Here is a 22425-nt window from a genome sequence, read left to right on the forward strand (position 1 = left end):
CCGGCAGATAACATCTCAGTGGCGCCCCAGCACAGCCAATCAGTAATGCCAATCCGTCGCCAATATCCCATAAACAAACATCCCGCCGAGGCGGGATGTTTTGTTATTGATTGAGCATAACCGGCAAGCAACCTGTCAGCTCTCCAGCACCTGACGCAGCCGCTCCTGCGCTACCCCCACCAGCAGGTCGGGCTGGAACTTGGAGATAAAGCGGTCGCAGCCCACCTTCTTGACCATGGCTTCGTTGAAGTTGCCACTCAGGGAGGTATTGAGAGTGATAAAGAGATCGGACATACGCGGATCGCTGCGCACCTCGTGGGTCAGGCGGTAGCCGTCCATCTCCGGCATCTCGGCATCAGTGATCATCAGCAGGATCTCATCGGTCACCTTCTTGCCTGCATCACACCAGCCTTTAAGCAGGTTAAGCGCCTGCAAGCCATCCTGACACTCAATGATTTCAAGACCCAGTTGCATCAAGGTTTCGCGCACCAGATTACGGGCAGTACTGGAATCATCGACGATCAGCACCTTGCGACCATGCATCTCGGGCAGGATCTCCCGATCCAGCACCTCTTCCGAGATCCGGATGTCATAGGTGATGATCTCTGCCAGCACCTTCTCCACATCGATGATTTCGACGATCTGATCGACGCCGTCATCCGGAATACGCGTGATGGCGGTGAGGTAGTTGGCGCGCCCGGCAGAGCGCGGTGGCGGCAAAATATCCTTCCAGGTCATGTTGACGATGTTGGCAACCTGCCCCACCAGAAAACCCTGAATGGTACGGTTGTACTCGGTGATGATGAGGTTGGATTCAGTGTCGATGGGCATGGGGCGCATACCGATGGCACTGCGCAGATTAATCACCGGAATCGAGGTGCCACGGATGTTGGCCACACCGCTGATATTGTGGTGAGAACCGGGCATTCGGCTGAGGTGCGGCAGTTTGACCACTTCCCGTACTTTGAAGACGTTGATGGCAAAGATCTGGCGGGTGCCGAGACGGAACATCAACAACTCCAGGCGGTTTTCACCTACTAGCTGAGTTCGTTGATCAACTGAATCCAATATACTCGCCATATGCAACGTCCATCTGTTTATTAATCGACTCTATTATAGAGGCTGCCCGCCAGGAAAGGCAGGCGCATTTTCAACCAGATCGACCAACCAGACAAAAAAAGTGAGGCCGAAGCCCCACTTATCTCATTGATTTCAAGATTAATAACTACATACAGATTTCCAGCTGCCGTCAGTTGCCTTGGGCTCGCTGCTGGTCCACCAGTTGGCCTGCCACACCACCTTATTATGGATAATGCGATCGCCACCATTGGCATGATCCCCCTGCGGCCAGGTTGGATAGGCCTTGTAAGATGCAGGATTAATGCTCTGACTGCTGCAAGTGGTCCCCGGATTATCGCCACCACCGGAACCCAGCACCGCCTCGGGCAGAGTCGGGAACTCGGCCTTGAGACCAGCGGTCTGGTTGCCGCTGATGATGCGGATACCGCTTGGCACACCGGCGGCCGGCAGATAGTAGGTCAGCGCCACTTCTACATCGGCCCCCGGTGTCCAGGCCTTCCAGGTCGGCAGGGTCAGCCCTACCTTGTGAAAGTCCTTCTCGCCCGCAATGCCGTCGGAGTTCTGGTTGCCACCGCTCTCAACCACTTTCAGCCCCATGCCGCTCTGGTCGGTAATGGTATCGGAGGTAGAGGTCGGAACCAGGAACTCGATACGGGTACCGCCCGGAATGGTCTGGGTCGAGTTGTTGGTGAGCTTGAGGGTCGGGTTGATCGGGTAGTTGGAGTCCCCTTCCTTGAAGCCGGAGAGGCTCACTGCGATGTCGAGCTGGGCCGCCGGAGCTGCCAGATCGTTCTGCTTGGTGTTGTACTTCGTCGCCTTGGCGAACTTGTCGTAGGCGAGCGTGGTCAGGGTATCCCCCATCCCGTACTCGTTCTTGGCAGGATCGAAAGCGTAGTCGCCAGCCATCTCCCAGAACATCACACCACCCAGACCACGGTTGATGATGTAGTCGAGCTTGTGGCCCATTGACTCTTCATCTTCGGTAGATAGGAACACTTTCTTCTCTTCGTTCCACAGCCAGGGCGCGTGGGCCTTGTCATCGTAGTAACGCACATACTTGCCTTGCATCACGTGGGCGGGGTTGTTGGGATCAAGACCCCAGGCGGTGCCGTAGCTCGGCAGTGTAGTGATGCCGAGGCTGGCCGCATTCTCCAGGTTCTTGGCATGCCACATGGGCACGGCGCCACCGCCGATCTCTTTGCCGTTCTTGTCCAGATCATGCCAGATGTTGTCGATGCCGACCGCCCCGTTGCCGCACGGAATGGTGCTGCCACCGGTGCCGGGCTGGCAATCGCTCTGGCTCGGCAGGGCCGCCTTGCCACCCAGACCGTGGGTACCACCACTGACCCCTTGCCAACCGCGGGTGTAATAGGGCACACCGACGTTGATCTTGCCGGCTGCCAGCGCACCACGGAAGTAGTGTGCCGACCAGGCCGCATTGAGGTAACCGATGCCGCCAAACTCTTTCTGGGTGTAGACACCCCAGTTGGCCAACTCTCCATCAGCCTTGTTGTCAAACAAGGCTGCGTTGTGGCCGACAAAGTTGTTCCAGGCACCGTGGAAGTCATAGGTCATCAGGTTGACGTAATCGAGGTACTGGGTGACCTGGAAGTTCTCCATCCCGCGCAGCAAGTAGGCCGACGCCGGGGAGGCGATGGTCAACATGTACTTGCGACCATCCTCGCTGCCCGCTGCATCCAGCTTGTTACGCAAGGTCTGCATCATCACCTTGTAGTTGGCAAACAGCTTGCCGCGGCACTGGTTGGAGAGCGGGAAGTCGTTGGGGTTACCCGCATCCTTCATGGAAGTGGAGTATTCGTAGTCGATATCGACCCCGTCAAAGCCGTACTGACGGATGAAACCAACTGCCGACGTGGCGAGGGCATTGATGCCGTCGGTATTGACCGAGCAATCGCCCTTGGTAGTAGCTGTGTAGAAACCACGCGTATCGGCCCAGCCCCCTACCGAAATGAGGGTCTTCACGTCCGGATACTGCTTCTTGTACTTCGACAGCAGGTTGAAGTGGCCCTTGTAGGCGAATTCAGGATCCATTTCGGCACCCGGCACGCCATCCCAGGTCATCTTGGTGGCAGCGTCGTCCACCTTGACTTGGTGGCTCTGCTCATCCACTGCCGCGAAGGCATAGTTGATGTGGGTGATCTTGTTCCACGGAATATCGCTCACCAGATAGGCGGGCAGGCCATTCTTGCCGGTGCGCCAGGAGGTGAAATAGCCGATGACCCGGCGGGCGTGGTCATCCCCCATGCACTCGTAACCATCCGGGCGATAGATCTGGCGGATATCGCAGGAGAGGTTCCCCCCATCTGGCGGCAAGGCAGCCTCCTCGACATTGACGGTCACCGCCGCCGACTCGCCACTCAGATTGGTCTTGTCGGTGGCCACCAGCTTGAGGGCGGCACTGCCCTTGGTATCCGGCGTCCAGTTGACCTGCCAGGGGGCGGCGTTGTCCTCACCCACCTTCTTGCCATCGACAAACAGCTCGACTTTGGCCACATCGTTGTTGGCATCGGTGACGTTGCCGCTGACCGCCACGCTGCGACCCAGCGTCACCTTGGCACCGCTGGCCGGGCTGCTGATGCTCGCCTTGGGCGCCTCTGGTGCCACCACGGTGGTGACCTTGAAGCTGGAATCCGCCTCGCTCAGCACCTTGCCATCTTTATCCAGCGCCCGCGCTTTCAGGGCATGGGCACCCACACCGGCGGCACTCCAACTGGCATTCCAGGGGGAAGCGCTCGCCGTGGCGACCTGCTTGCCGTCAACAAGATATTCCACCTTGACCAGCGCAGTCACCGGGCCGCTCAAGCTCACCGCCAGCGCCACGCTGGCACCTTCATTGAAACGGGCACCGACAGCCGGTGAGCTGACAGCTACACCGAGTGCCGGGGGTGGCACTTCGCCGCCATAGAGCCTCCAGGCATCAGCCCAGACCGCACCAACGCCCGGTTCATAGTGATAGGGAGATGCCCCGCACCAGCCTGAATAGGGAAATTCTTTGCACTCGTAGAGAGCGCCGACGTTGCTGACGATATCGCCAGCCTTGTAGGCAGTACCGGATTTATAGGCGGGATAAGCGACCTGAGCCCAGGCGGGCACAGCCGCAAGGGCAACCAGCATGGCAAGCCGGCTGGGTCTGAAGAGCTGTTGCATATTGTTATCTTCCTTGTTTTGTCTTGGCATTGGTCACCAAGGCAAAGAACAATCGCAACCTGCATGATGGGCGCAGACAACTGGCAATGGACTTGCCACAAAAACCACCCTCACCCAGGGAAACCCCGCTATCTGGATCCATGATCAAGACCGGAGGCATTGCGCCCCGACATCACTGCCGGTTTGCCCTTTACCTGGGTTCCTTGAGGAACATGCCGAGTATAGGAATCAACCAGCAGAGTCTCAATCTTAATTCTCGAAAGAAAATATGTGAATTTCCAGCTAACCCTCCATGTTCAGCTAGCCAGGAATTAATATTTTTATCATTAATTTCATACTGTTAGCCAAGTCAAAAAAACCAAAATCACCCTCATTTGCATCCCCGTAATGTGCGTTGGCTCACTGGTACGACATGCCAGAAATGTGACAATGCGCGCCCTTGGTCAACGAGCCAAGGCTATGGAATCACTGGCAAAAATAAAAAAGGAACACCTATGAAAGGTACTCGTACCCTGCTGTCGCTGGCCGTGGGGCTGGCACTTGCATCCTCAGGCGCCCATGCGGCATTTGTCTGCCCGTCCGATCCGGCTCAACTCACCCCCATCCCGACCATTCAGGGCACAGGCTCTGCCAGCGCGCTGGCCACCTCTCCAACCACCAATGGTGCTATCAGCCCAGTCTCCTTCCACGTCAAGGGTGTTGTCACCACCGTGAGCCAAAGCCTGACCAGAGGCTTCTATCTGACCGACCCTGTGGGTGATGGCAACCCGGCCACCTCAGACGGCATCTTCATCTACCTCAAGGATGCTCGTTCTGATATCAAGGTGGGTACAGAGCTCTGCTTGGAAGCCCAGGTCGAGGAGTACATGGGCGGCACTCAGCTCAAGCTGAAGTGGGATGGTACAGTTCCCCGGCTCCAGGTGTTAGGGCAAGGCAAAAACGTACCGGTGAGTGTGCTCAAGGTCAACGACAATGAGACCTTGACCAATGCACTCAATCGCCATGAAGGGATGCGTGTACGTCTCAACAGCAGCAGTGATCTTCACCTGACGCGCAACTTTAGCTCCGACTATAAAGCCTCTCGCACCAGCCTAGAACTCTCCCATAAGGCTCCGCTCATCAAGCCAACCCAGCTCCATATTGCCAACAGTCAAGAAGCGATTGCTCTGGCCAGCAAAAATGGCAGCAACCGTCTGGTCGTCGAGTCTGATTTCAAGGTAAAGGATGGAGCTCTTCCTTGGTTCCCGGCTTTGGATGCCGACCAGGGTTATCTGCGCATCGGTGATCAATTCGAGGGCCTGGAGGGTGCGGTGATCTACAACAAAGATGCCTTCCGTCTGATGGTGCCAAACGATGTCACCCTCAGTGTCGGCAATCTGCTGCGCACACCAGAAAATGATCGACAGCTGACCTCACCTGCCCGCACGCCGAGTACCAACATACGGGTCGGCAGCCTTAACGTGCTCAACTACTTCACCAGCCACTCCAGTATTGGTGGTGCACTCAATGTTCAATGCAAAGACCAATCGGATGCGGATAACACTGATCCAAAAGCAAATAGTTGTAACCGTGGCGCCAAAGCATTGCTCTCATTCGAAAAGCAACGCACCAAGATAGCCAACGCCATCACCGAGATGGATGCGGATCTGCTCGGCCTGATGGAGATGGAGAATAACGGCTTCGAGGATAACTCGGCCCTCCACAACTTGGTGACCCGCCTCAACGAACAGCAGAAGGATGCGAGCAAACACTACGCCTATGTGCGCCTGCCGGTGAGTGCCCTCATCGATGGCAAGTTCTTCGGCGGCGATACCATCATGGTGGCGATGATCTACCGCCCTGCCCTGCTCACCCCCAGCGGGGATGCCAGCGTCATCAAGCTGCCGGAGCAGCGCTACACCACAGGTGGTATGACCAAGACAGCCGGTCAGCGCGACTCTCTGGTTCAGACTTTCACCGTCGCCAAGAGCAAAGAGCCGCTGACGCTGGTGGTCAACCACCTCAAATCCAAGGGGTCAGGCTGCTACGAAAATAGCGATGGCAAGACAGAACCGGCCGACCTGCAGGGCAAGTGCACCGAGTTCCGGGTCTCCGCCGCCAAAGTGCTGGGTGAAGCGGTCAGTAAACTGCCGGGCCAAGTGCTGCTGGTTGGCGACTTCAACTCCTACGCCAAGGAAGATCCGATCCGGGTGCTGACCGACTACAACCCAGCCACCAGCGAACGCAAGATCGTATCGGCCTCCCACACCTTTATCGGTGACCAGTCCTATGAGCAGCTCGGTCGCGAGGTGACCAAGAGCTACGGCCTGATCGACCTGAACGTCAAATTCAACAAGGAAAAAGCCATCTCCTACAGCTACGACGGGGAGTTGGGTACCCTGGACTATGCCCTCGCCAACCCGGCGCTAGCCAGCAAGGTGACCGGGGTCTTTGACTGGCATATCAACGCCTTCGAGAGCAGTCAGTTCGAGTACGCAGCTAAATACACCGATGCACTGCTCAAGTCTGACAACCCCTTCAGCGCCTCCGACCATGATCCCATCATCGTCGACCTGAAATTGGAGATCGATGCCAGCAAACCGGACACCTCCTCAGGCGGTGGTGCATTGGGACTCGGCCTGCTGGCACTGTTGCCGCTGGCTTGGCGACGTCAGCGCCGTTAATTATTCTGCCCGCCGAGAGCGTGACCAAAGCCCACGAGTATAGTGCAATGCTGATCAGTTAAGGATCCATTGACCGATCCTTCTGCTGTAGGACAATCCGGAACCAATCATTGGTTCCGGATTTTTTTATGTCTATTGCAAACGACCTGAGCGATGTTATTGAAGCATCTGGCGACATGCTGGCCCGGTTGGCAATTTTTGCCGACCATATTCCCGACGAATGGATTACTGCCGCTGCCGCCTTGTCTGAAAAGGCCACTATCCGCCGACGCCGCTTACCTGCTGATATGGTCTTGTGGCTCGTCGTGGGGATGGCCTTTTTTCGCAATGAGCCCATCTCCGAGGTCGCTCGGCGCCTCAACATCTGTGCCGAAGGTTTGGCAAATGATGCCTTGCTCGCTGACAGTGCCCTGTCTCAAGCCCGTCAGCGACTCGGCAAACAGCCGCTCGAGTGGCTGTTCAAGCAGTGTGCTGATGTGTGGGGGCGGGAACGTTATCCTGAAGACCAGTGGCATGGTTTACAGGTCTTTGCTATCGATGGCGCCCTGTTCCGAACCCAGGATATGCCTGAACTCAGAGCGCATTTCGGCTCGGGTAACACGTCAACCAACCGGCAAACTGTCAACGCCGACCGAAAACTGATCCACTCTGGCTAATTTCGCCGATTGAAAAGTGATCCACCCGGACATGGGATTAATTGGTTTTGGGTGTGGCCCCCGCTTTGCGTTTCTCTTTCAAACGATAGCTTTCACCGCTGATCTGAACGATGTGTGCATGATGTAACAGCCTATCGAGCATAGCTGCCGTCAGTGTCTGATCATCGGCAAAGGTGCTGGCCCACTGGCTAAAGGGCAGATTGCTCGTCAAGATCAGGCTCCCTTTCTCATAACGTTTGGCGATCACATTGAAAAACAGGTTTGCTTCCTCACGCCCAAACGGCAAGTAGCCTATCTCATCGATCACCAGTAAACGCGGCCCCATCACGACACGGCTGAAGTAGGCATTAAGCCGCTCCTGTCGTTGAGCTGCTTGCAGCTGCAACATCAGGTCTGCTGCGCTGATAAATCTGGTCTTGATGCCAGCCATCAGAGCCCGATAGGCCAGTGCGATGGCAAGATGCGTCTTGCCCACTCCGCTTGGGCCCAGCAGTACTATGTTTTCGCTACGCTCGATAAAGGCCAGACTGGCCAACTCCTGCAACTGGCTGCGAGGTGCGCCACTGGCAAAGCCGAAGTCGTACTGCTCCAGCGTTTTGACCACGGGTAAAGTGGCCAGTTTGAGCAAGGTCTGGCGGGTGCGCTCGGTCCTCAAGGTCTGCTCTGCGTGCAGCAACCACTCCAGATAATCGGCGAAGCTCGCCTCCTCGTTGGCCGCCTTCTGAGCTAGTGCTGACCACTGGGCAGCAATCCCTTTCAAGCGCAGCGCCTGACTCAGGGCTATCAGGCGTTCATGCTGCAAGTTCATACGTTCACCTCCAGCAGGTCTTGGTATACCGATAGCGGATGCTGCAAGCTCTCCAGCGGCATGGGGCGCGCAGTGGCCGTGGTGCCGGGACCAACGGGTAGCGCCTGTGGCAGGGGTAGAAAATGAGGCAGCTCTTGTTGCAATCGGATAGCCGGGACTTCACCGGTAGTGCCATGGCTACGCTGGTTGGCGATATCTTGCAACCAGGGGCCGATATGGGCATTGGCGGTTGACACATCTAGCGCCAGTCCTGCCTGCTTGAGGATGGCTGCCAGTGGTGTGACAAAACTGCGCTTGAGGTAGCCGTTGAAGCGCTCGACCTGGCCTTTGGTCTGGGCCCGGTAGGGACGGCAGACGCGGGGGCAAAAACCGTACTCTTCGGCCAAGGCGAGCAGGGCCGGGTGCCAACGATGGTCACCTTCACCATAGGCATCCTGCTCGCGGATGATGGTGCTGGCATTATCAAATAGCACCTCCTGCGGGACCCCACCGAAGAAATGACAAGCCTCACGCAGTCCGGTCAACCAGGCATCATTACGTTCGTGATCGAAGAAACGGACATAGCTGGCGCGGCTAAATCCCAGGGTAGCAACAAAGGCCTTTAGAGGCTGATTGCCGCGGCTGATAATGGTGAAATCGACCTGCATCTGTTTACCGGGGGCCGTTTCAAAACGGACGACGGTGCCAGAGGCGTCATGGCGCAGAGGCGATAACCAGGCCTTGAGCTGGGAGAGCCCGCCAGTGTAGCCATGCTCTCGCAGTTCCCTGAGCAGAACCGTCGCCGGGATCCAGTGTGGCTTCGCTGCCTGGATACGCGCTTGCAGATAGGGTTTAAAAGGATCGAGCTTGGTTGGTCGGGCAGCTCGGCTGGGATAGATTGGCAGGCCCGGGTTGCGCAGATACTTGCGAACCGTGTTACGGGACACCCGCAATTGCTGGGCGATAGCCCGGATGCTCATGCCCTGACGGGCCAACACTCTGATTTCCACTGATAACTCCTGGGTCAACATAGGTGTGGCTCAAAAGCCACGATCTTGGCCCAGGTGGGTCAACTTTACTCCGGCGTTAGTGGGTCATTTTTACATCGGCGGTGACAGCAAACCCCCTACCCGATGCTGCGGTTGGTCACGCTGATGAATGTCCGTTCGCATGTCATTGCCAACGCGGCCATCAGCCCGTACCGCAAAGGGGAAATCCCCCTGGCCAGCGAGTTCATTCAATCATTGCCGGACAATTCGGTAACCCTGCTGGATAAAGGTTTCTTCGGTGCCGACCTGTTGCTGCGTATTCAGGCCGAAGACACCCATCGTCACTGGCTCATCCCGGAGCGCAAGGGGCTGGTGTATACGGAACTTGAACGCTATGGCGACGGTGACCGTCTGTTGCAAATGAAGGTCTCACTCAGGCACGCAAGAAAAACCCGGCGTTGCCGACGCACTGGCAAGTTCGTGCAGTGACCTATGAGGTGGCAGGCAAGGAGAAAACGGTATTTACCTCACTGCCCGTGGCGCGATTCAGCGCAGCGCAGGTGGCGACCCTGTACCACGAGCGCTGGGAAATCGAGCTGGGATACCGGGATATCAAAAGCTCAATGCAGCACAATTCCATCACGCTGAGAAGCAAGAAAGTGGACTTGGTCTATCAGGAGCTGTGGGGTTTGCTGCTTGGATACAATCTGGTCAGGCGGGAGGCGAGCCAGGCAGCGGTAGTCCATCAGCGAGCACCCAATGAGGTGAGCTTCAAATTTGCCTGTCAGTTCATAGCGAACCAGATGGCGGTGATGGCTGGCGCGCTATCGCCAGCGCATACGCCGCGGAGATTGGCGGAGTTGCGGGGCAGCATAGGCGTCATGTTCATAGAAAAACGCCCCAGGCCATCGAGACCCAGGGCGGTGAAGATATCAAAGACCCGTTTTCCGGTAGATCGCAATGCAGCTCCGCTTAAGTGAACAGCATTGCGAGTATAGTGGGCTTTTTCGTGCAGCTGATTTGGTTGATGCATACCGGCGGTCTTTATATGAGGCTCGTGATAGGGCTACTCTGCAAAATGAAGCCTTGCCAAGGTGGTTAATGCCAGTCAGTTAAGCCTGACTGGCATTGTTTTTATTGGTTTTTTTAACTCCATACTTCTGTGGTCTCGGCTTCACGCAGCGGGGATAACTTCGCTCCCTTCGGGCTGGTAATACAAACTGCCCTGCCTGTTTCTCCAGCTCCGCAACGCGTCCCGGGATATTCCCCGGGGACACATACGGCATGCAGCTCAGTTCATGGATGAGGTACACCGACGCCATGTGAAAACTCAACTGACTCGCCGTGTATCCCTTCAGGCTCACCGCCATCTTTACCATCTGGCTGCGCAGCAGGTTGTACGCCAGCAGCACACCCCATAGCTCTTGCCGTATCCCCGCAGCCTTCTTGCTGCGCAGGGTCAGCCGGTGCTGTTGCAGGCTGTGCTTCATCTCCCGATAGCCCAACTCGATTTCCCAGCGATGGCCGTAGAGCTCGACAATATCGGCGCCAGGGAAACGCATCGGGTCGACCATCGAGGTCAGCACCTGCCGCTCTTTACCGTTGATAGTGCGAGTCAGCAGGCGGGCTTCTAGCGTCTCTGGCAGTTGTGGCCACTTCTTCCTCGCTTGGGGGCTGGTCGTCAAGCGCACCAGGGCATCCTGACGCCCCAGCTTGCGCACCACCTCGTATTGCGTGCCCTTTTTGAGTGGCAGCAGCCAGTGCCGCTCGCTACCAGCGGTTTGCCAGGCGTGTAGCAGTCCGAGGGAGTAAAATCCCTTGTCGAACAGGGTCCGCGAGTGGTCCGGTGTGCGCGCGGCAAGCTGTTCGGCCAACACCATCTCGTTGACGGCGCAGCTCTCCATGACCGCCTGAACAAGCAGGTGACTGGTCAGCTCCATCTGGCAGAGCATGCGCACCTGAGGATAGGCGGTCTCCCCATGCAGGGTACCGGGCTTGACAAAGGCGGCGGCATTGTCCGGGGTATCGGGCGTGCGCCACATCACGCCATCGACGGCGAGTAGTTGCAGCCCGGCCCAGCCGGGGTGATTGGCCTGCTGGCGCCAACGCGAGGCGGTTTCGTGAAACAGCCGTTCGATGCTCTTGTGGCCAAGCTTCTGGCGAGCTTGCAGGAAGGCGCTGGGGGCGACAAAGGGGCGGTCACCGGGCAACAGGATATCAAGCTGATTGACCAGCTGAGTCATGGGGACGTGGCGGAAGATGGCCATGCCGATGATGGCCCAGACCAGTCGTTCCATGGGCATACGGCGACGGCGCAGGGTAGCGACGCCCTCTTCGCCGAGCAGAGTCGTGATGAGCTCGTTGGGAATGAGGTCAGAGAGTGACTCAAACTGAGCGGCATTGCTGGCGTGGAGGAAGTCGAGAGCCTGTTCGATACGCATAAAAAATCCGAAACCAATCAACAGGTTTCGGATTTTCACACATCAGAAGGATCGGTCAATGGATCCTTAACTGATCGGCATTATGCCAAGGTGGTACTCGTTTTTTCACCATGGGTCGGTTAACCCGCTCAGTAAAGCCCCCCAATGACATCACCAGCAGAAGCACATGGGCTCCGCTTGGCACGACTCTCACCTAGGCCCTCGACAATTTGTGTCATGACTCATTTTCACCGCCTCGATCAGCAGGCTCCACGCCTCGCGTCCCTCCCGTGACAGCTGGTAAACATCTGGCAAATAGTTTTTTTGTAACGAAAATTTATCTGTTACAACGAGGTTAAGTACACTGCTCGGACCGTGATTGATAAAACCCAGCGTGAATGCTGGTTACAGCCACAAGAAAACGCTTTCATTGCCGCGATACGGGGGATGTAACGGATTGCAGGTGCAGCTATGAATATTTGCACTCGGTCATACTTTTGAAACATGACGGGAACTTTTCATTGATATTTCGCACCGCGAACGTACTCTTGGCTTGTCCGATAGCCAAGAATCGGAACCTCAAAAATAATTAGCGTGATGAACAGAACTGCCCTCAGCAGATGTGCCAAGACATCGCTAGCGCAGACGACATACCAAGAATTTTTACCCTTCGGGGTTTTGATTGCAATGCCAATACCGAGCGGTAGGCCTGATGCCAACTGCCGGGACAAAAAGCTAAGTCCATAAAATCAGGAGCAATAAAAATGGAAAAAGTGATCTTCAAGCGCGCCGCTTTAAGTGCCGCTGTGGTAGCCGCGCTGGTCGCCCCCGGCATGGCATTGGCAGCTCAGGATATGATGAGCCCGAACTATGGCAAATCCTATGAGGCCTTTGCCGATGATGCCAAGCTGAGTGGTGGCCTGTTCTACTTCCAGCGTGACCGTCAGCGTATTGACGGTGACCCTACTGCCGCCAAGAAAGAAGGCAAGTACCAGTCCAACCTGAGCCATGCCACCGTTCAAGCGGCTCTTAACTTCAACTCCGGTTATGCCTGGGACACCGTAGGTCTGGATCTGGGCGGCTTCGGTGCCTATGACCTGGCTGTTACCGAAAATCACGCGGTAAACCAGGAGAACGAATTCTCCTTCGCTGGCCGCAACTGGGGCAACAACGCCAAAGATGGCTCCCCTGAAGGTGGCTTCAGCCTCTCCAACGCAGCGATGAAGCTGAAATTCCTGGACGGCGGCATTACTGCCAAGGGTGGTTATACCCAGCTGTATGTCCCTGGCCAAATCGGTGTTAACTGGTCTTATCAGCCGGGTACCTATCGTGGTGGTCAAGTCGAAGGCAACTTCGGCGGTCTCTACCTGACCTACGCCATCGCTGACGAGTACAAGGCTCCCTGGTACAAAGAGACTCAGGTATTCTCCCGTGCCAAGGCCTGGATGGATCCGTTTGCTGATGAAAACATCATCGACTACATCCACGGTATCGCAGCTCGTTACACTTTCGAGAATGGCACTGCTGTGACCGGCTCCTTCGGTCAGTCCGAAGGCTACATGGACAGCTACCACTTCAAACTGGCTCACAAGTTTGACGTAATGGGCGGCCTCTCTACCAGCTACCAGTTCTACGGCTCTGAAACCGAGACCTACACCAAGGGCACTTCCCAGATCGAAACTTATGACGGTCTGGCATGGCAGCAAGCGCTGACTGCAGCTTGGGGCATGGGCCCTTATGGCTTCCGTATGGAAGGTCTGTGGACCAAAGCTGAAGGTGCAGAAGGCAACTACCTGCCCCGTCTGACCCGTGGCTACGCCAACTCTCAGGGCGCCAACGAAATTTGGTGGGATTCCCGCTCCGACTGGAACGCCAACAACGAAAAAGCGCTGTTCTTCGGTGTGACCCGTGCGCTGGATGACCTGGTTGGTGCTCCTGGCTGGTCTGTCGGTGTTTCCGGTGCTTACGGCTGGGATATCGAAACAGGTCAGGGCAAGAAAGCGGCCAACGGTGAAGATACCGAATGGGCTGCCAACTTCGATGTCACCTATACCGTGCAAGATGGCAAGCTGAAAGGCACCCTGTTCAAACTGCACTACACCGACTACAACAACGACATCAGCCAGGGCGGCGGTTGGACCGATTACCCCAACATCTTCGCCTCCGAGCACGACGTCAAGTTCCACATCATCATGCCGCTTACCTTCATGTAATCAGGCAATACGATGTCAGCAAACCGGGCCACTTGGCCCGGTTTTCTTTTTTCCGGTTGGCAGGCTAACATGCGAGCCGGATAAGGGTTTTATCCGCACACCAGCCCGCACACTTCTGCCAGCAGTTACAAGGACGCAATCATGCCCCGTTTTGTTCTGATCACCGGTTGTTCCAGCGGTATTGGCCTCGCCGCCGCGCAGGCGCTGGGCCAGCACGGTTTTACCGTGATCGCCTCGGCGCGCAAGGCGGAAGATGTGACCCGTCTGCAGCAAAAGGGATTACTGGCAGTCCAGCTGGATCTGGCGGATCCCGCCTCCATTGAGTGGGGTGCCAGTGCGGCACTCCATCTGGCGGGCGGGTGCCTCTATGGCCTGTTCAACAACGGCGCTTATGGCCAGCCCGGGGCGCTGGAAGATCTGCCCACCGAAGCGCTCAAGGAGCAGTTCAATACCAATCTGTTTGGCTGGCACCATCTGATCCGCCAGGTGCTGCCGCCGATGCTGGAGGCCAAAGAGGGCCGGATAGTGCAGAACAGCTCGGTACTGGGGCTGGTTGCCATGAAGTATCGTGGCGCCTACAACGCCAGCAAGTTTGCACTGGAAGGATACAGCGACACCCTGCGCCTCGAGCTGGCGGGCAGCGGGGTACATATCAGCCTGATCGAGCCGGGCCCCATCGATACCCGCTTTCGTGCCAATGCCCGCAGCGCCTTCTTGCGTCACATCGATCCGGCCCAGAGCCGCCATCAGTCTGCCTATCACCAGACCCTGACCCGGCTGGAAAAAGAGGGTGCCACTAGCGGCTTTACCCTCCCCAGCGAAGCCTGCATCCCGCCGCTGCTCCATGCACTGAGCCACGCCCATCCCAAAGCGCGCTATCCGGTGACTACCCCGACCAGGATTTTTGCACTGCTAAAACGGATCCTGCCCACTCGCTGGCTCGACAAACTGCTAGCCAAATCAGCCTGATCCCGTGATTGGCGATAAGCATCCAGTAGCGTAGATTGGGTTAGCCGCGTAGCGACCTAACCCGACCCGCCAACCTTGTTTATCCTCTCTTCAATAGTGCTCGCCATTGCTGTAGTAGGCGCTCTTGACCAGAGGGATCACCTGCACCACCACATAGGTCTGCTCCCCCAGCAGCTGTTTCAAATGGCGCGTGATAAGGCGTGCGGCGGCGTCCTGCATCTCCTGGGGCCGCGCAAACCAGTGCAGCTCGACAAACGGAAAACCCGCCTCTGGCTCGCCGTTGCGGATCCAACAACTCTCCACCCGTTCCATGGTGACAAACTCCGGCTTGCCGCCGGTCAGCTCGCAAAGCTCGGCCAGCAGTGGGCCGCTCAGCTGCTGCAGGGTATCGAGGGTCACGGCGCGAAAACGAAGATGGGGCATGGCAAACCTCTTGGTTATCTAAAATGAGGACTTATCATAGGAGTTATTGTCAGCAAGAGAAGTCACCCGGCGCATATTAAGGATCCCCATGAGATTTCATCGCACCCTCTTTGCCTTCCTGCTCTGCCTGCTGCTACCGCTGCACGCCTTTGCCGATCCTGCCTTCTATCGGGTGAGCAAGGGCAACCAGCAACACTGGCTGCTGGGCTCCATCCATGCGGGCAAACCTGCCCTCTATCCCTTGCCAGAGCCGGTGGAGCGGGCCTGGCTGCAGAGCCGCGTACTGGTGATGGAGGTGGACATGAACAGCATCACGCCGGATCAGTGGCAACAGACCGGCTCCCTCACCCGACTGGTGGATGGCAAACCACTCAAGGATCATCTGCCTGCCGAGCTCTATCAACGCACCCTGATGGCGGGCGTCCGCTATGGCATCGACGAGGCTACCCTCGCCACCCTGCGCCCCTGGTTTGCCGCCATTACCCTGACCCAGGCCGCCATGGCCCGCTCCGATTTCAAGAGTGAACTCGGGATAGACCAGCACTTTGCCACCCGGGCCGCCAAAGAGGGCAAACCTGTGGTGGGCTTTGAAACCCTGCTGGAGCAGCTCGGTTATCTGGCCAGCGTGGGTGACAACCAGACCCTGATGCTCGCCAGCACCCTGGATGAGCTGCCGATGCTGGAGAGCGGATTCGCCGCCGTGATGAAGGCGTGGCAACAGGGGGATGAAGCAACGCTGATCAATCTGCTCAAGGAGGAGATGGCCCCGCCCGCGCTACAGAACTGGATGGAGCAGACCCTGCTGGCCGAGCGCAACCACAACTGGCTGAAAAAATGGTCCACCCTGCCCAACGAGAGCTTTATCGTGGTAGGCGCCCTGCACCTTTACGGTGAACAGGGGTTGCTGGCATTGCTGGAGCAGCAGGGGTGGCACATTACCCCGCTCACCACCCCGGGCCAGGTGCAGGCTCAGGAACAAGGAGTCCAGTGAGAACGATCACAGATCGCACTGGTTATTAAACAACCTGCAAGGGAGTTGATCGGGATCATCCCAAACGGGGCAAAGAGGTATTTATCATGCTTGTCATCAACCGGGTGACAGGAGCAATAAAATGGACTTTTGGCTGGACCTGATGTTTGGCAACAGCGTGGGATTGATGTCGATGCTGGTGATTATCGGCACCTTCTTGCTGATAAGCTCCTACGCGGCCTACTTCATCTACAAGGTGATGCACTCGCAACCGCCTCATTCACAGCACACCCCTTCTACGCACCCCAGAGAGGGCAAATAATCCTCTGACCACAGGCGGCAGCCCACGCTGACCGCCTGTGTTGTTTTATGGTTCGCGATAGTGATTCCCGGGCCAGAACGCACCGGTTTCCATGCGGGCACCCCCTCTTATACCCTCCCGCGTTCCCCGTTTTCTGTGCCGGTTGCGGCCGTTATAATGGCCCCCACTTTTTCTTATGGGGAGCCTGCCGTGTCTCATAACGACGAACTCTCGCTATTTATGAATGAAGTGGCCGATGTGCGGCCCATTCGCAGCGACAACATCCATCCCCAGGCGGCCAAATCCGCCCCGACCGAGGCGCAACTCGCACGCCGTCAGGCTGCCACCACCAAGCAACTCGCCCTCGACCACCTCACCATGGAGGCCATCGAGATGCGCGATCCGCACGAGATTGTCGGCTTCAAGCGCGATGGGGTACAGGAGGGGGTCTACAAGAAGCTGCGGCTCGGCAAATACGAGCTGCAGGCAAGCCTGGATTTGCACCAGAAAACCCTCAACGAAGCACGCCAGACGCTGGTGCAGTTCATTTCGGATTGTGAGGTCCGGGATATCCGCTGCCTGCTGATCCTGCACGGCAAGGGGGAGCGCAGCACCCCGCGCGCCCTGCTGAAAAGCTATGTCAGCGCCTGGCTGCCGCAACTGCCCGCCGTCATGGCGATCCACAGCGCCGAGCGTCGCCACGGCGGCAGTGGCGCCCTCTATGTGCTGCTGCGCAAAAGCGAACGTAAAAAAGCGGAAAACCGCGAACAGCACCAGAAGCGGCTCGGCTAACCCGATGCCCGCCACTCCTCGGGCCAGCCCTCGCGAAGGTGGTCAACGACGCGACGGCGGTGTTAGCATCGACCGGCCCCGATCATGCCAGGTACGAGGCGACATACCATCAGGGACGATAACAAGGACAATCCCATGTCATATCAAAAGCTTGAACAACATCAGCAACAGATCCACCGCTTTAGCCACCTCGCCGCCATCTGCAGCTGGGATCAGGCGGCCATGATGCCGGAGGGGGGCAATGATGCCCGCGCCGAGGCGATGGCCGAACTCGGTCTGCTGATCCACCAGAAGCGCACCGCCCCCGAGCTGGGCGACTGGATTGCCAAGGCCGAGAGCGAGCCGCTCGATGAAGTGCAACGCGCCAACCTCGGCGAGATCAAGCGCCAGTGGCAAGATGCCAGCCTGCTGCCCGGTGAGCTGGTCGAAGCGCTGTCGCTGGCTGGCAGCAAATGCGAGCACGCCTGGCGCAGCCAGCGCAAGAACAACGACTGGGCCGGTTTTGCCCCCAATCTCGAAGATGTGGTGACACTCTCCCGTGAAGTGGCGCAACTGCGGGCCGATGCGCTTGGCGTGCGCCCCTACGACGCCATGCTGGCCCTCTATGAGCCGGGCATGACCAGCGCGCGGCTCGATCAGATCTTCGGCGATCTCGCCAGCTGGCTACCGGGCCTGATCCAGACCGTGAGTGAACAGCAAAAGGGCGATGCCCTGCTGCTGCCGCAAGGCCCCTTCCCCATCCCGACCCAGCAGGCGCTCGGTCAGGAGGTGATGGGACTGCTCGGCTTTGATTTCGCCCACGGCCGCCTCGATGTGAGCAGTCACCCCTTCTGTGGTGGCGTGCCGACCGACGTGCGGATCACCACCCGCTACAACGAGCAGGAGTTTGTCTCCAGCCTGATGGGCATAGTGCACGAGAGCGGCCACGCCCGTTACGAGCAGGGGCTGCCGCGCCATCTGCTGGGTCAGCCGGTGGCCGAAGCGCGCTCCATGGCGATCCACGAGAGCCAGAGCCTGTTTTGCGAGATGCAGCTGGGCCATCATCCGGCCTTCCTCGCACTGTTGGCGCCACGCATTCGTCACCACTTCGGCGAGCAGGCGGCGTTTGCGCCGGACAATCTGGCCAAGCTCTACAGCCGGGTCGAGCCGGGCTTTATCCGGGTCGATGCCGACGAGGTGACCTATCCGGCCCACGTCATCCTGCGCTACGAGCTGGAGCGGGATCTGGTGGAAGGGAAGATCGAGGTGGCCGACATCCCCGAGCGGTGGGATGCCAAGATGCAGCAGTGGCTGGGGCTCTCGACCAAGGGCAACTACCGTAATGGCTGCATGCAGGATATTCACTGGACCGACGGCTCGTTCGGCTACTTCCCGAGCTACACCCTGGGCGCCATGTATGCCGCCCAGCAGCGCTTTGCCCTCGAGAAAGAGCTAGGCAGCATGGGGGATGTCATCGCGGCGGGCCGCCTGCCGGAGATCTTCGGCTGGCTCGGACGCAACATCTGGTCACAGGGAAGCCTGCACAGCACCGACGAGCTGGTGCGGCGCGCCACCGGTGAAGCGCTCAACCCGCACTGGCTGCGCCAGCATCTGGAACAGCGCTACCTGAAGCGATGAGAGCTGCAAGCTAACAGCAGAACGGGGCCATTTTTAGTTGACCACTACAGGGCCCCGTTTTTATTGCGGTTTGTTGCGCTGCAAACCCTTAGTACAAGGTCAACACCAACATAACGCTGATATGTCAGCATTATCCATAAACGAAGCCCACCGTTGCCACAGCGGTTCCATTCCTGCACGTAGCCAAAGCTGCAATTACCGCTCGATAGCGGTCAATTATCAGGCAATTTACTGAATTGCAGCCAATAAAAAACCCCGCTCATTGAGCGGGGTTTCTTGTATTTGGTGCCTGGCAGTGTCCTACTCTCGCATGGCGAATGCCACACTACCATCGGCGCTACCGCGTTTCACTTCTGAGTTCGGCATGGGATCAGGTGGTTCCACGGCGCTATGGCCGCCAGGCAAATTCTTAATCTAGAAAGCTGACGTGAGTAATGATGTCGCTCGTGGCTTCATCACTATCACTGAATTAGTTAGTAGTTCACTTGGTATTTGCTACAAGTCTCAGAACACTTCTTGGGTGTTGTATGGTTAAGCCTCACGGGTAATTAGTATGGGTTAGCTCAACACGTCGCCGCGCTTACACACCCCACCTATCAACGTTGTGGTCTCCAACGGCCCTTTAGGACCCTCAAGGGGTCAGGGATGACTCATCTCAGGGCTCGCTTCCCGCTTAGATGCTTTCAGCGGTTATCGATTCCGAACTTAGCTACCGGGCAGTGCCACTGGCGTGACAACCCGAACACCAGAGGTTCGTTCACTCCGGTCCTCTCGTACTAGGAGCAACTCCCTTCAATCATCCAACGCCCACGGCAGATAGGGACCGAACTGTCTCACGACGTTCTGAACCCAGCTCGCGTACCACTTTAAATGGCGAACAGCCATACCCTTGGGACCGACTTCAGCCCCAGGATGTGATGAGCCGACATCGAGGTGCCAAACACCGCCGTCGATATGAACTCTTGGGCGGTATCAGCCTGTTATCCCCGGAGTACCTTTTATCCGTTGAGCGATGGCCCTTCCATTCAGAACCACCGGATCACTATGACCTACTTTCGTACCTGCTCGACCTGTCCGTCTCGCAGTTAAGCTGGCTTATGCCATTGCACTAACCTCCTGATGTCCGACCAGGATTAGCCAACCTTCGTGCTCCTCCGTTACTCTTTGGGAGGAGACCGCCCCAGTCAAACTACCCACCAGGCACTGTCCGCGAGCCCGATTCAGGGCCCTGCGTTAGAACATCAAACATACAAGGGTGGTATTTCAAGGACGGCTCCACGACAACTAGCGTTATCGCTTCAAAGCCTCCCACCTATCCTACACATGTAGGTTCAATGTTCAGTGCCAAGCTGTAGTAAAGGTTCACGGGGTCTTTCCGTCTAGCCGCGGGTACACCGCATCTTCACGGCGAATTCGATTTCACTGAGTCTCGGGTGGAGACAGCATGGCCATGGTTACACCATTCGTGCAGGTCGGAACTTACCCGACAAGGAATTTCGCTACCTTAGGACCGTTATAGTTACGGCCGCCGTTTACCGGGGCTTCGATCAAGAGCTTCGCTTGCGCTAACCCCATCAATTAACCTTCCGGCACCGGGCAGGTGTCACACCCTATACGTCCACTTTCGTGTTTGCAGAGTGCTGTGTTTTTGATAAACAGTCCCAGCCATCTGGTCACTGCGACTCCCAACTGCTCCATCCGCAAGGGACTTCACTGTCAAGAGCGAACCTTCTCCCGAAGTTACGGTTCTATTTTGCCTAGTTCCTTCACCCGAGTTCTCTCAAGCGCCTTGGTATTCTCTACCCGACCACCTGTGTCGGTTTGGGGTACGATGACTTGTAATCTGAAGCTTAGAGGCTTTTCCTGGAAGCATGGCATCAATGGCTTCCGCACCGTAGTGCGTTCGTCTCGTGTCTCAGCGTTGTATCTCCGGATTTGCCTAGAAATACCGCCTACGCACTTTCACCAGGACAACCGTCGCCTGGCCCACCTAGCCTTCTCCGTCCCCCCATCGCAATTACAAGTCGTGCAGGAATATTAACCTGCTTCCCATCGATTACGCCTTTCGGCCTCACCTTAGGGGTCGACTCACCCTGCCCCGATTAACGTTGGACAGGAACCCTTGGTCTTCCGGCGAGGAGGTTTTTCACCCCCTTTATCGTTACTTACGTCAGCATTCGCACTTCTGATATCTCCAGCATACCTCTCGATACACCTTCGCAGACTTACAGAACGCTCCCCTACCACTCAATCATAAGATTGAATCCGCAGCTTCGGTGCCTGGTTTGAGCCCCGTTACATCTTCCGCGCAGGCCGACTCGACTAGTGAGCTATTACGCTTTCTTTAAATGATGGCTGCTTCTAAGCCAACATCCTAGCTGTCTGAGCCTTCCCACATCGTTTCCCACTTAACCAGAACTTTGGGACCTTAGCTGGCGGTCTGGGTTGTTTCCCTCTTCACGACGGACGTTAGCACCCGCCGTGTGTCTCCCGGATATTACTTACTGGTATTCGGAGTTTGCATGGAGTTGGTAAGTCGGGATGACCCCCTAGTCCAAACAGTGCTCTACCCCCAGTAGTATTCGTCCGAGGCGCTACCTAAATAGCTTTCGGGGAGAACCAGCTATCTCCGAGTTTGATTGGCCTTTCACCCCCAGCCACAGGTCATCCCCTAACTTTGCAACGTTAGTGGGTTCGGTCCTCCAGTTGATGTTACTCAACCTTCAACCTGCCCATGGCTAGATCACCCGGTTTCGGGTCTACACCTTGCAACTAGACGCCCAGTTAAGACTCGGTTTCCCTACGGCTCCCCTATACGGTTAACCTCGCTACAAAATGTAAGTCGCTGACCCATTATACAAAAGGTACGCAGTCACCCCGAAGGGCTCCCACTGCTTGTACGTACACGGTTTCAGGTTCTATTTCACTCCCCTCACAGGGGTTCTTTTCGCCTTTCCCTCACGGTACTGGTTCACTATCGGTCAGTCAGGAGTATTTAGCCTTGGAGGATGGTCCCCCCATATTCAGACAGGATGTCACGTGTCCCGCCCTACTCGATTTCACTTCAAGGTCGTTTTCATGTACGGGGCTATCACCCTGTATCGCTGGCCTTTCCAGGACCATTCCACTAACTTCCAAGAAACTTAAGGGCTAATCCCCGTTCGCTCGCCGCTACTAAGGGAATCTCGGTTGATTTCTTTTCCTCGGGGTACTTAGATGTTTCAGTTCTCCCGGTTCGCCTCGTTAAGCTATGTATTCACTTAACGATACCCAGCTTATGCTGGGTGGGTTTCCCCATTCGGAAATCTGTGAGTAATAGCGTCTCTTACCGACTTCTCACAGCTTATCGCAGGTTAGTACGTCCTTCATCGCCTCTG

General features: G+C 56.9%; 13 protein-coding genes, 2 rRNA genes, 2 pseudogenes and 1 riboswitch (1 of these 18 running past the window's edge). Of the genes and pseudogenes, 9 read left to right on the forward strand and 8 right to left on the reverse strand.

The features are described 5' to 3' along the window. Nucleotides 1–135: 135 nt before the first annotated feature. On the reverse strand, nucleotides 136–1080 hold the full coding sequence (locus CK911_RS12775) for a chemotaxis protein CheV (RefSeq protein ID WP_098970373.1): 945 nt from the start codon (nucleotides 1078–1080) through the stop codon (nucleotides 136–138). 138 nt (nucleotides 1081–1218) lie between these two features. Beyond that, nucleotides 1219–4215 carry a glycosyl hydrolase family 18 protein gene (locus CK911_RS12780; RefSeq protein WP_098972652.1) on the reverse strand — a complete coding sequence of 999 codons (2997 nt, stop codon included), beginning with the start codon at nucleotides 4213–4215 and terminating at the stop codon, nucleotides 1219–1221. Nucleotides 4216–4363: 148 nt separating this feature from the next. Next, a riboswitch (cyclic di-GMP riboswitch) is annotated at nucleotides 4364–4446 on the reverse strand. Nucleotides 4447–4742: 296 nt separating this feature from the next. Here CK911_RS12780 and CK911_RS12785 point away from each other — a divergent pair. Next, the gene (locus tag CK911_RS12785; protein WP_098970375.1) at nucleotides 4743–6911 is read left to right on the forward strand and encodes an ExeM/NucH family extracellular endonuclease; all 2169 of its coding nucleotides are present in this window, start codon (nucleotides 4743–4745) and stop codon (nucleotides 6909–6911) included. 128 nt (nucleotides 6912–7039) lie between these two features. Then, nucleotides 7040–7531: pseudogene (locus CK911_RS12790) on the forward strand (transposase domain-containing protein); the annotation flags it as partial. A 73-nt stretch (nucleotides 7532–7604) separates the two neighbouring features. Here the strand turns inward: CK911_RS12790 and istB are convergent. Together istB and istA are read right to left on the reverse strand one after the other, a co-directional pair. Next, a complete protein-coding gene (istB, locus tag CK911_RS12795; protein ID WP_098969495.1) occupies nucleotides 7605–8375 on the reverse strand; it encodes an IS21-like element ISAeme17 family helper ATPase IstB in 771 nt (256 codons plus the stop codon). After that, nucleotides 8372–9385 (reverse strand): IS21 family transposase, encoded by a 1014-nt coding sequence (gene istA / locus CK911_RS12800; RefSeq protein ID WP_098970377.1) that lies wholly within the window; start codon nucleotides 9383–9385, stop codon nucleotides 8372–8374. The genes istB and istA overlap by 4 nt, the downstream gene beginning before the upstream one ends. 87 nt (nucleotides 9386–9472) lie before the next feature. Between istA and CK911_RS12805 the strand changes: the two are divergent. Then, nucleotides 9473–10323, forward strand: a pseudogene (locus tag CK911_RS12805) (IS4 family transposase); the annotation flags it as partial. Between the two features lie 132 nt (nucleotides 10324–10455). Here CK911_RS12805 and CK911_RS12810 read toward each other — a convergent pair. Then, nucleotides 10456–11784, reverse strand: a complete 1329-nt coding sequence (locus tag CK911_RS12810) for an IS4 family transposase (RefSeq protein WP_098972655.1) — start codon at nucleotides 11782–11784, stop codon at nucleotides 10456–10458. Between the two features lie 743 nt (nucleotides 11785–12527). On the opposite strand from CK911_RS12810, the gene CK911_RS12815 reads away from it, so the two are divergent. Together CK911_RS12815 and CK911_RS12820 are read left to right on the forward strand one after the other, a co-directional pair. Beyond that, nucleotides 12528–13976 carry an OprD family outer membrane porin gene (locus CK911_RS12815; protein ID WP_042022740.1) on the forward strand — a complete coding sequence of 483 codons (1449 nt, stop codon included), beginning with the start codon at nucleotides 12528–12530 and terminating at the stop codon, nucleotides 13974–13976. A gap of 141 nt (nucleotides 13977–14117) precedes the next feature. Beyond that, nucleotides 14118–14945, forward strand: a complete 828-nt coding sequence (locus CK911_RS12820; RefSeq protein WP_098970380.1) for an SDR family oxidoreductase — start codon at nucleotides 14118–14120, stop codon at nucleotides 14943–14945. 90 nt (nucleotides 14946–15035) lie between these two features. Here CK911_RS12820 and CK911_RS12825 read toward each other — a convergent pair whose 3' ends face one another. Further along, complete coding sequence (locus CK911_RS12825) at nucleotides 15036–15368, reverse strand: DUF1904 family protein (RefSeq protein ID WP_098970382.1); 333 nt, start codon at nucleotides 15366–15368, stop codon at nucleotides 15036–15038. An 88-nt stretch (nucleotides 15369–15456) separates the two neighbouring features. Here CK911_RS12825 and CK911_RS12830 point away from each other — a divergent pair, with 88 nt between their 5' ends. The 4 genes from CK911_RS12830 (at nucleotide 15457) to CK911_RS12845 (ending at nucleotide 19048) form a co-directional block, all read left to right on the forward strand. Next, on the forward strand, nucleotides 15457–16359 hold the full coding sequence (locus CK911_RS12830; RefSeq protein WP_098970384.1) for a TraB/GumN family protein: 903 nt from the start codon (nucleotides 15457–15459) through the stop codon (nucleotides 16357–16359). 121 nt (nucleotides 16360–16480) lie between these two features. Further along, nucleotides 16481–16660 (forward strand): DUF3149 domain-containing protein, encoded by a 180-nt coding sequence (locus CK911_RS12835; protein WP_098970387.1) that lies wholly within the window; start codon nucleotides 16481–16483, stop codon nucleotides 16658–16660. A gap of 189 nt (nucleotides 16661–16849) precedes the next feature. After that, nucleotides 16850–17431, forward strand: coding sequence for a DNA endonuclease SmrA (gene smrA, locus CK911_RS12840; protein WP_098970389.1), 582 nt, complete (start codon nucleotides 16850–16852; stop codon nucleotides 17429–17431). Nucleotides 17432–17566: 135 nt separating this feature from the next. Then, entirely contained in the window at nucleotides 17567–19048 is a 1482-nt protein-coding gene (locus CK911_RS12845; protein WP_098970391.1) for a carboxypeptidase M32, read from the forward strand. Between the two features lie 287 nt (nucleotides 19049–19335). On the opposite strand, the gene rrf is transcribed toward CK911_RS12845, so the two are convergent. Next, nucleotides 19336–19450: ribosomal RNA gene (gene rrf, locus CK911_RS12850) — 5S ribosomal RNA — on the reverse strand. Nucleotides 19451–19575: 125 nt separating this feature from the next. Continuing rightward, nucleotides 19576–22425: ribosomal RNA gene (locus CK911_RS12855) — 23S ribosomal RNA — on the reverse strand (it continues 40 nt past the right edge of the window).

It is taken from the genome of Aeromonas sp. CU5 (assembly GCF_002586745.1).
Taxonomy (GTDB): Bacteria; Pseudomonadota; Gammaproteobacteria; order Enterobacterales; family Aeromonadaceae; genus Aeromonas; species Aeromonas sobria.

Excerpts from the sequence above, each read along its gene's own strand:
- CK911_RS12775 (WP_098970373.1), bottom strand. The coding sequence starts at position 1,080 with ATGGCGAGTATATTGGATTCAGTTGATCAACGAACTCAGCTAGTAGGT.
- CK911_RS12780 (WP_098972652.1), bottom strand. The coding sequence starts at position 4,215 with ATGCTGGTTGCCCTTGCGGCTGTGCCCGCCTGGGCTCAGGTCGCTTAT.
- CK911_RS12785 (WP_098970375.1), top strand. The coding sequence starts at position 4,743 with ATGAAAGGTACTCGTACCCTGCTGTCGCTGGCCGTGGGGCTGGCACTT.
- istB (WP_098969495.1), bottom strand. The coding sequence starts at position 8,375 with ATGAACTTGCAGCATGAACGCCTGATAGCCCTGAGTCAGGCGCTGCGC.
- istA (WP_098970377.1), bottom strand. The coding sequence starts at position 9,385 with ATGTTGACCCAGGAGTTATCAGTGGAAATCAGAGTGTTGGCCCGTCAG.
- CK911_RS12810 (WP_098972655.1), bottom strand. The coding sequence starts at position 11,784 with ATGCGTATCGAACAGGCTCTCGACTTCCTCCACGCCAGCAATGCCGCT.
- CK911_RS12815 (WP_042022740.1), top strand. The coding sequence starts at position 12,528 with ATGGAAAAAGTGATCTTCAAGCGCGCCGCTTTAAGTGCCGCTGTGGTA.
- CK911_RS12820 (WP_098970380.1), top strand. The coding sequence starts at position 14,118 with ATGCCCCGTTTTGTTCTGATCACCGGTTGTTCCAGCGGTATTGGCCTC.
- CK911_RS12825 (WP_098970382.1), bottom strand. The coding sequence starts at position 15,368 with ATGCCCCATCTTCGTTTTCGCGCCGTGACCCTCGATACCCTGCAGCAG.
- CK911_RS12830 (WP_098970384.1), top strand. The coding sequence starts at position 15,457 with ATGAGATTTCATCGCACCCTCTTTGCCTTCCTGCTCTGCCTGCTGCTA.
- CK911_RS12835 (WP_098970387.1), top strand. The coding sequence starts at position 16,481 with ATGGACTTTTGGCTGGACCTGATGTTTGGCAACAGCGTGGGATTGATG.
- CK911_RS12845 (WP_098970391.1), top strand. The coding sequence starts at position 17,567 with ATGTCATATCAAAAGCTTGAACAACATCAGCAACAGATCCACCGCTTT.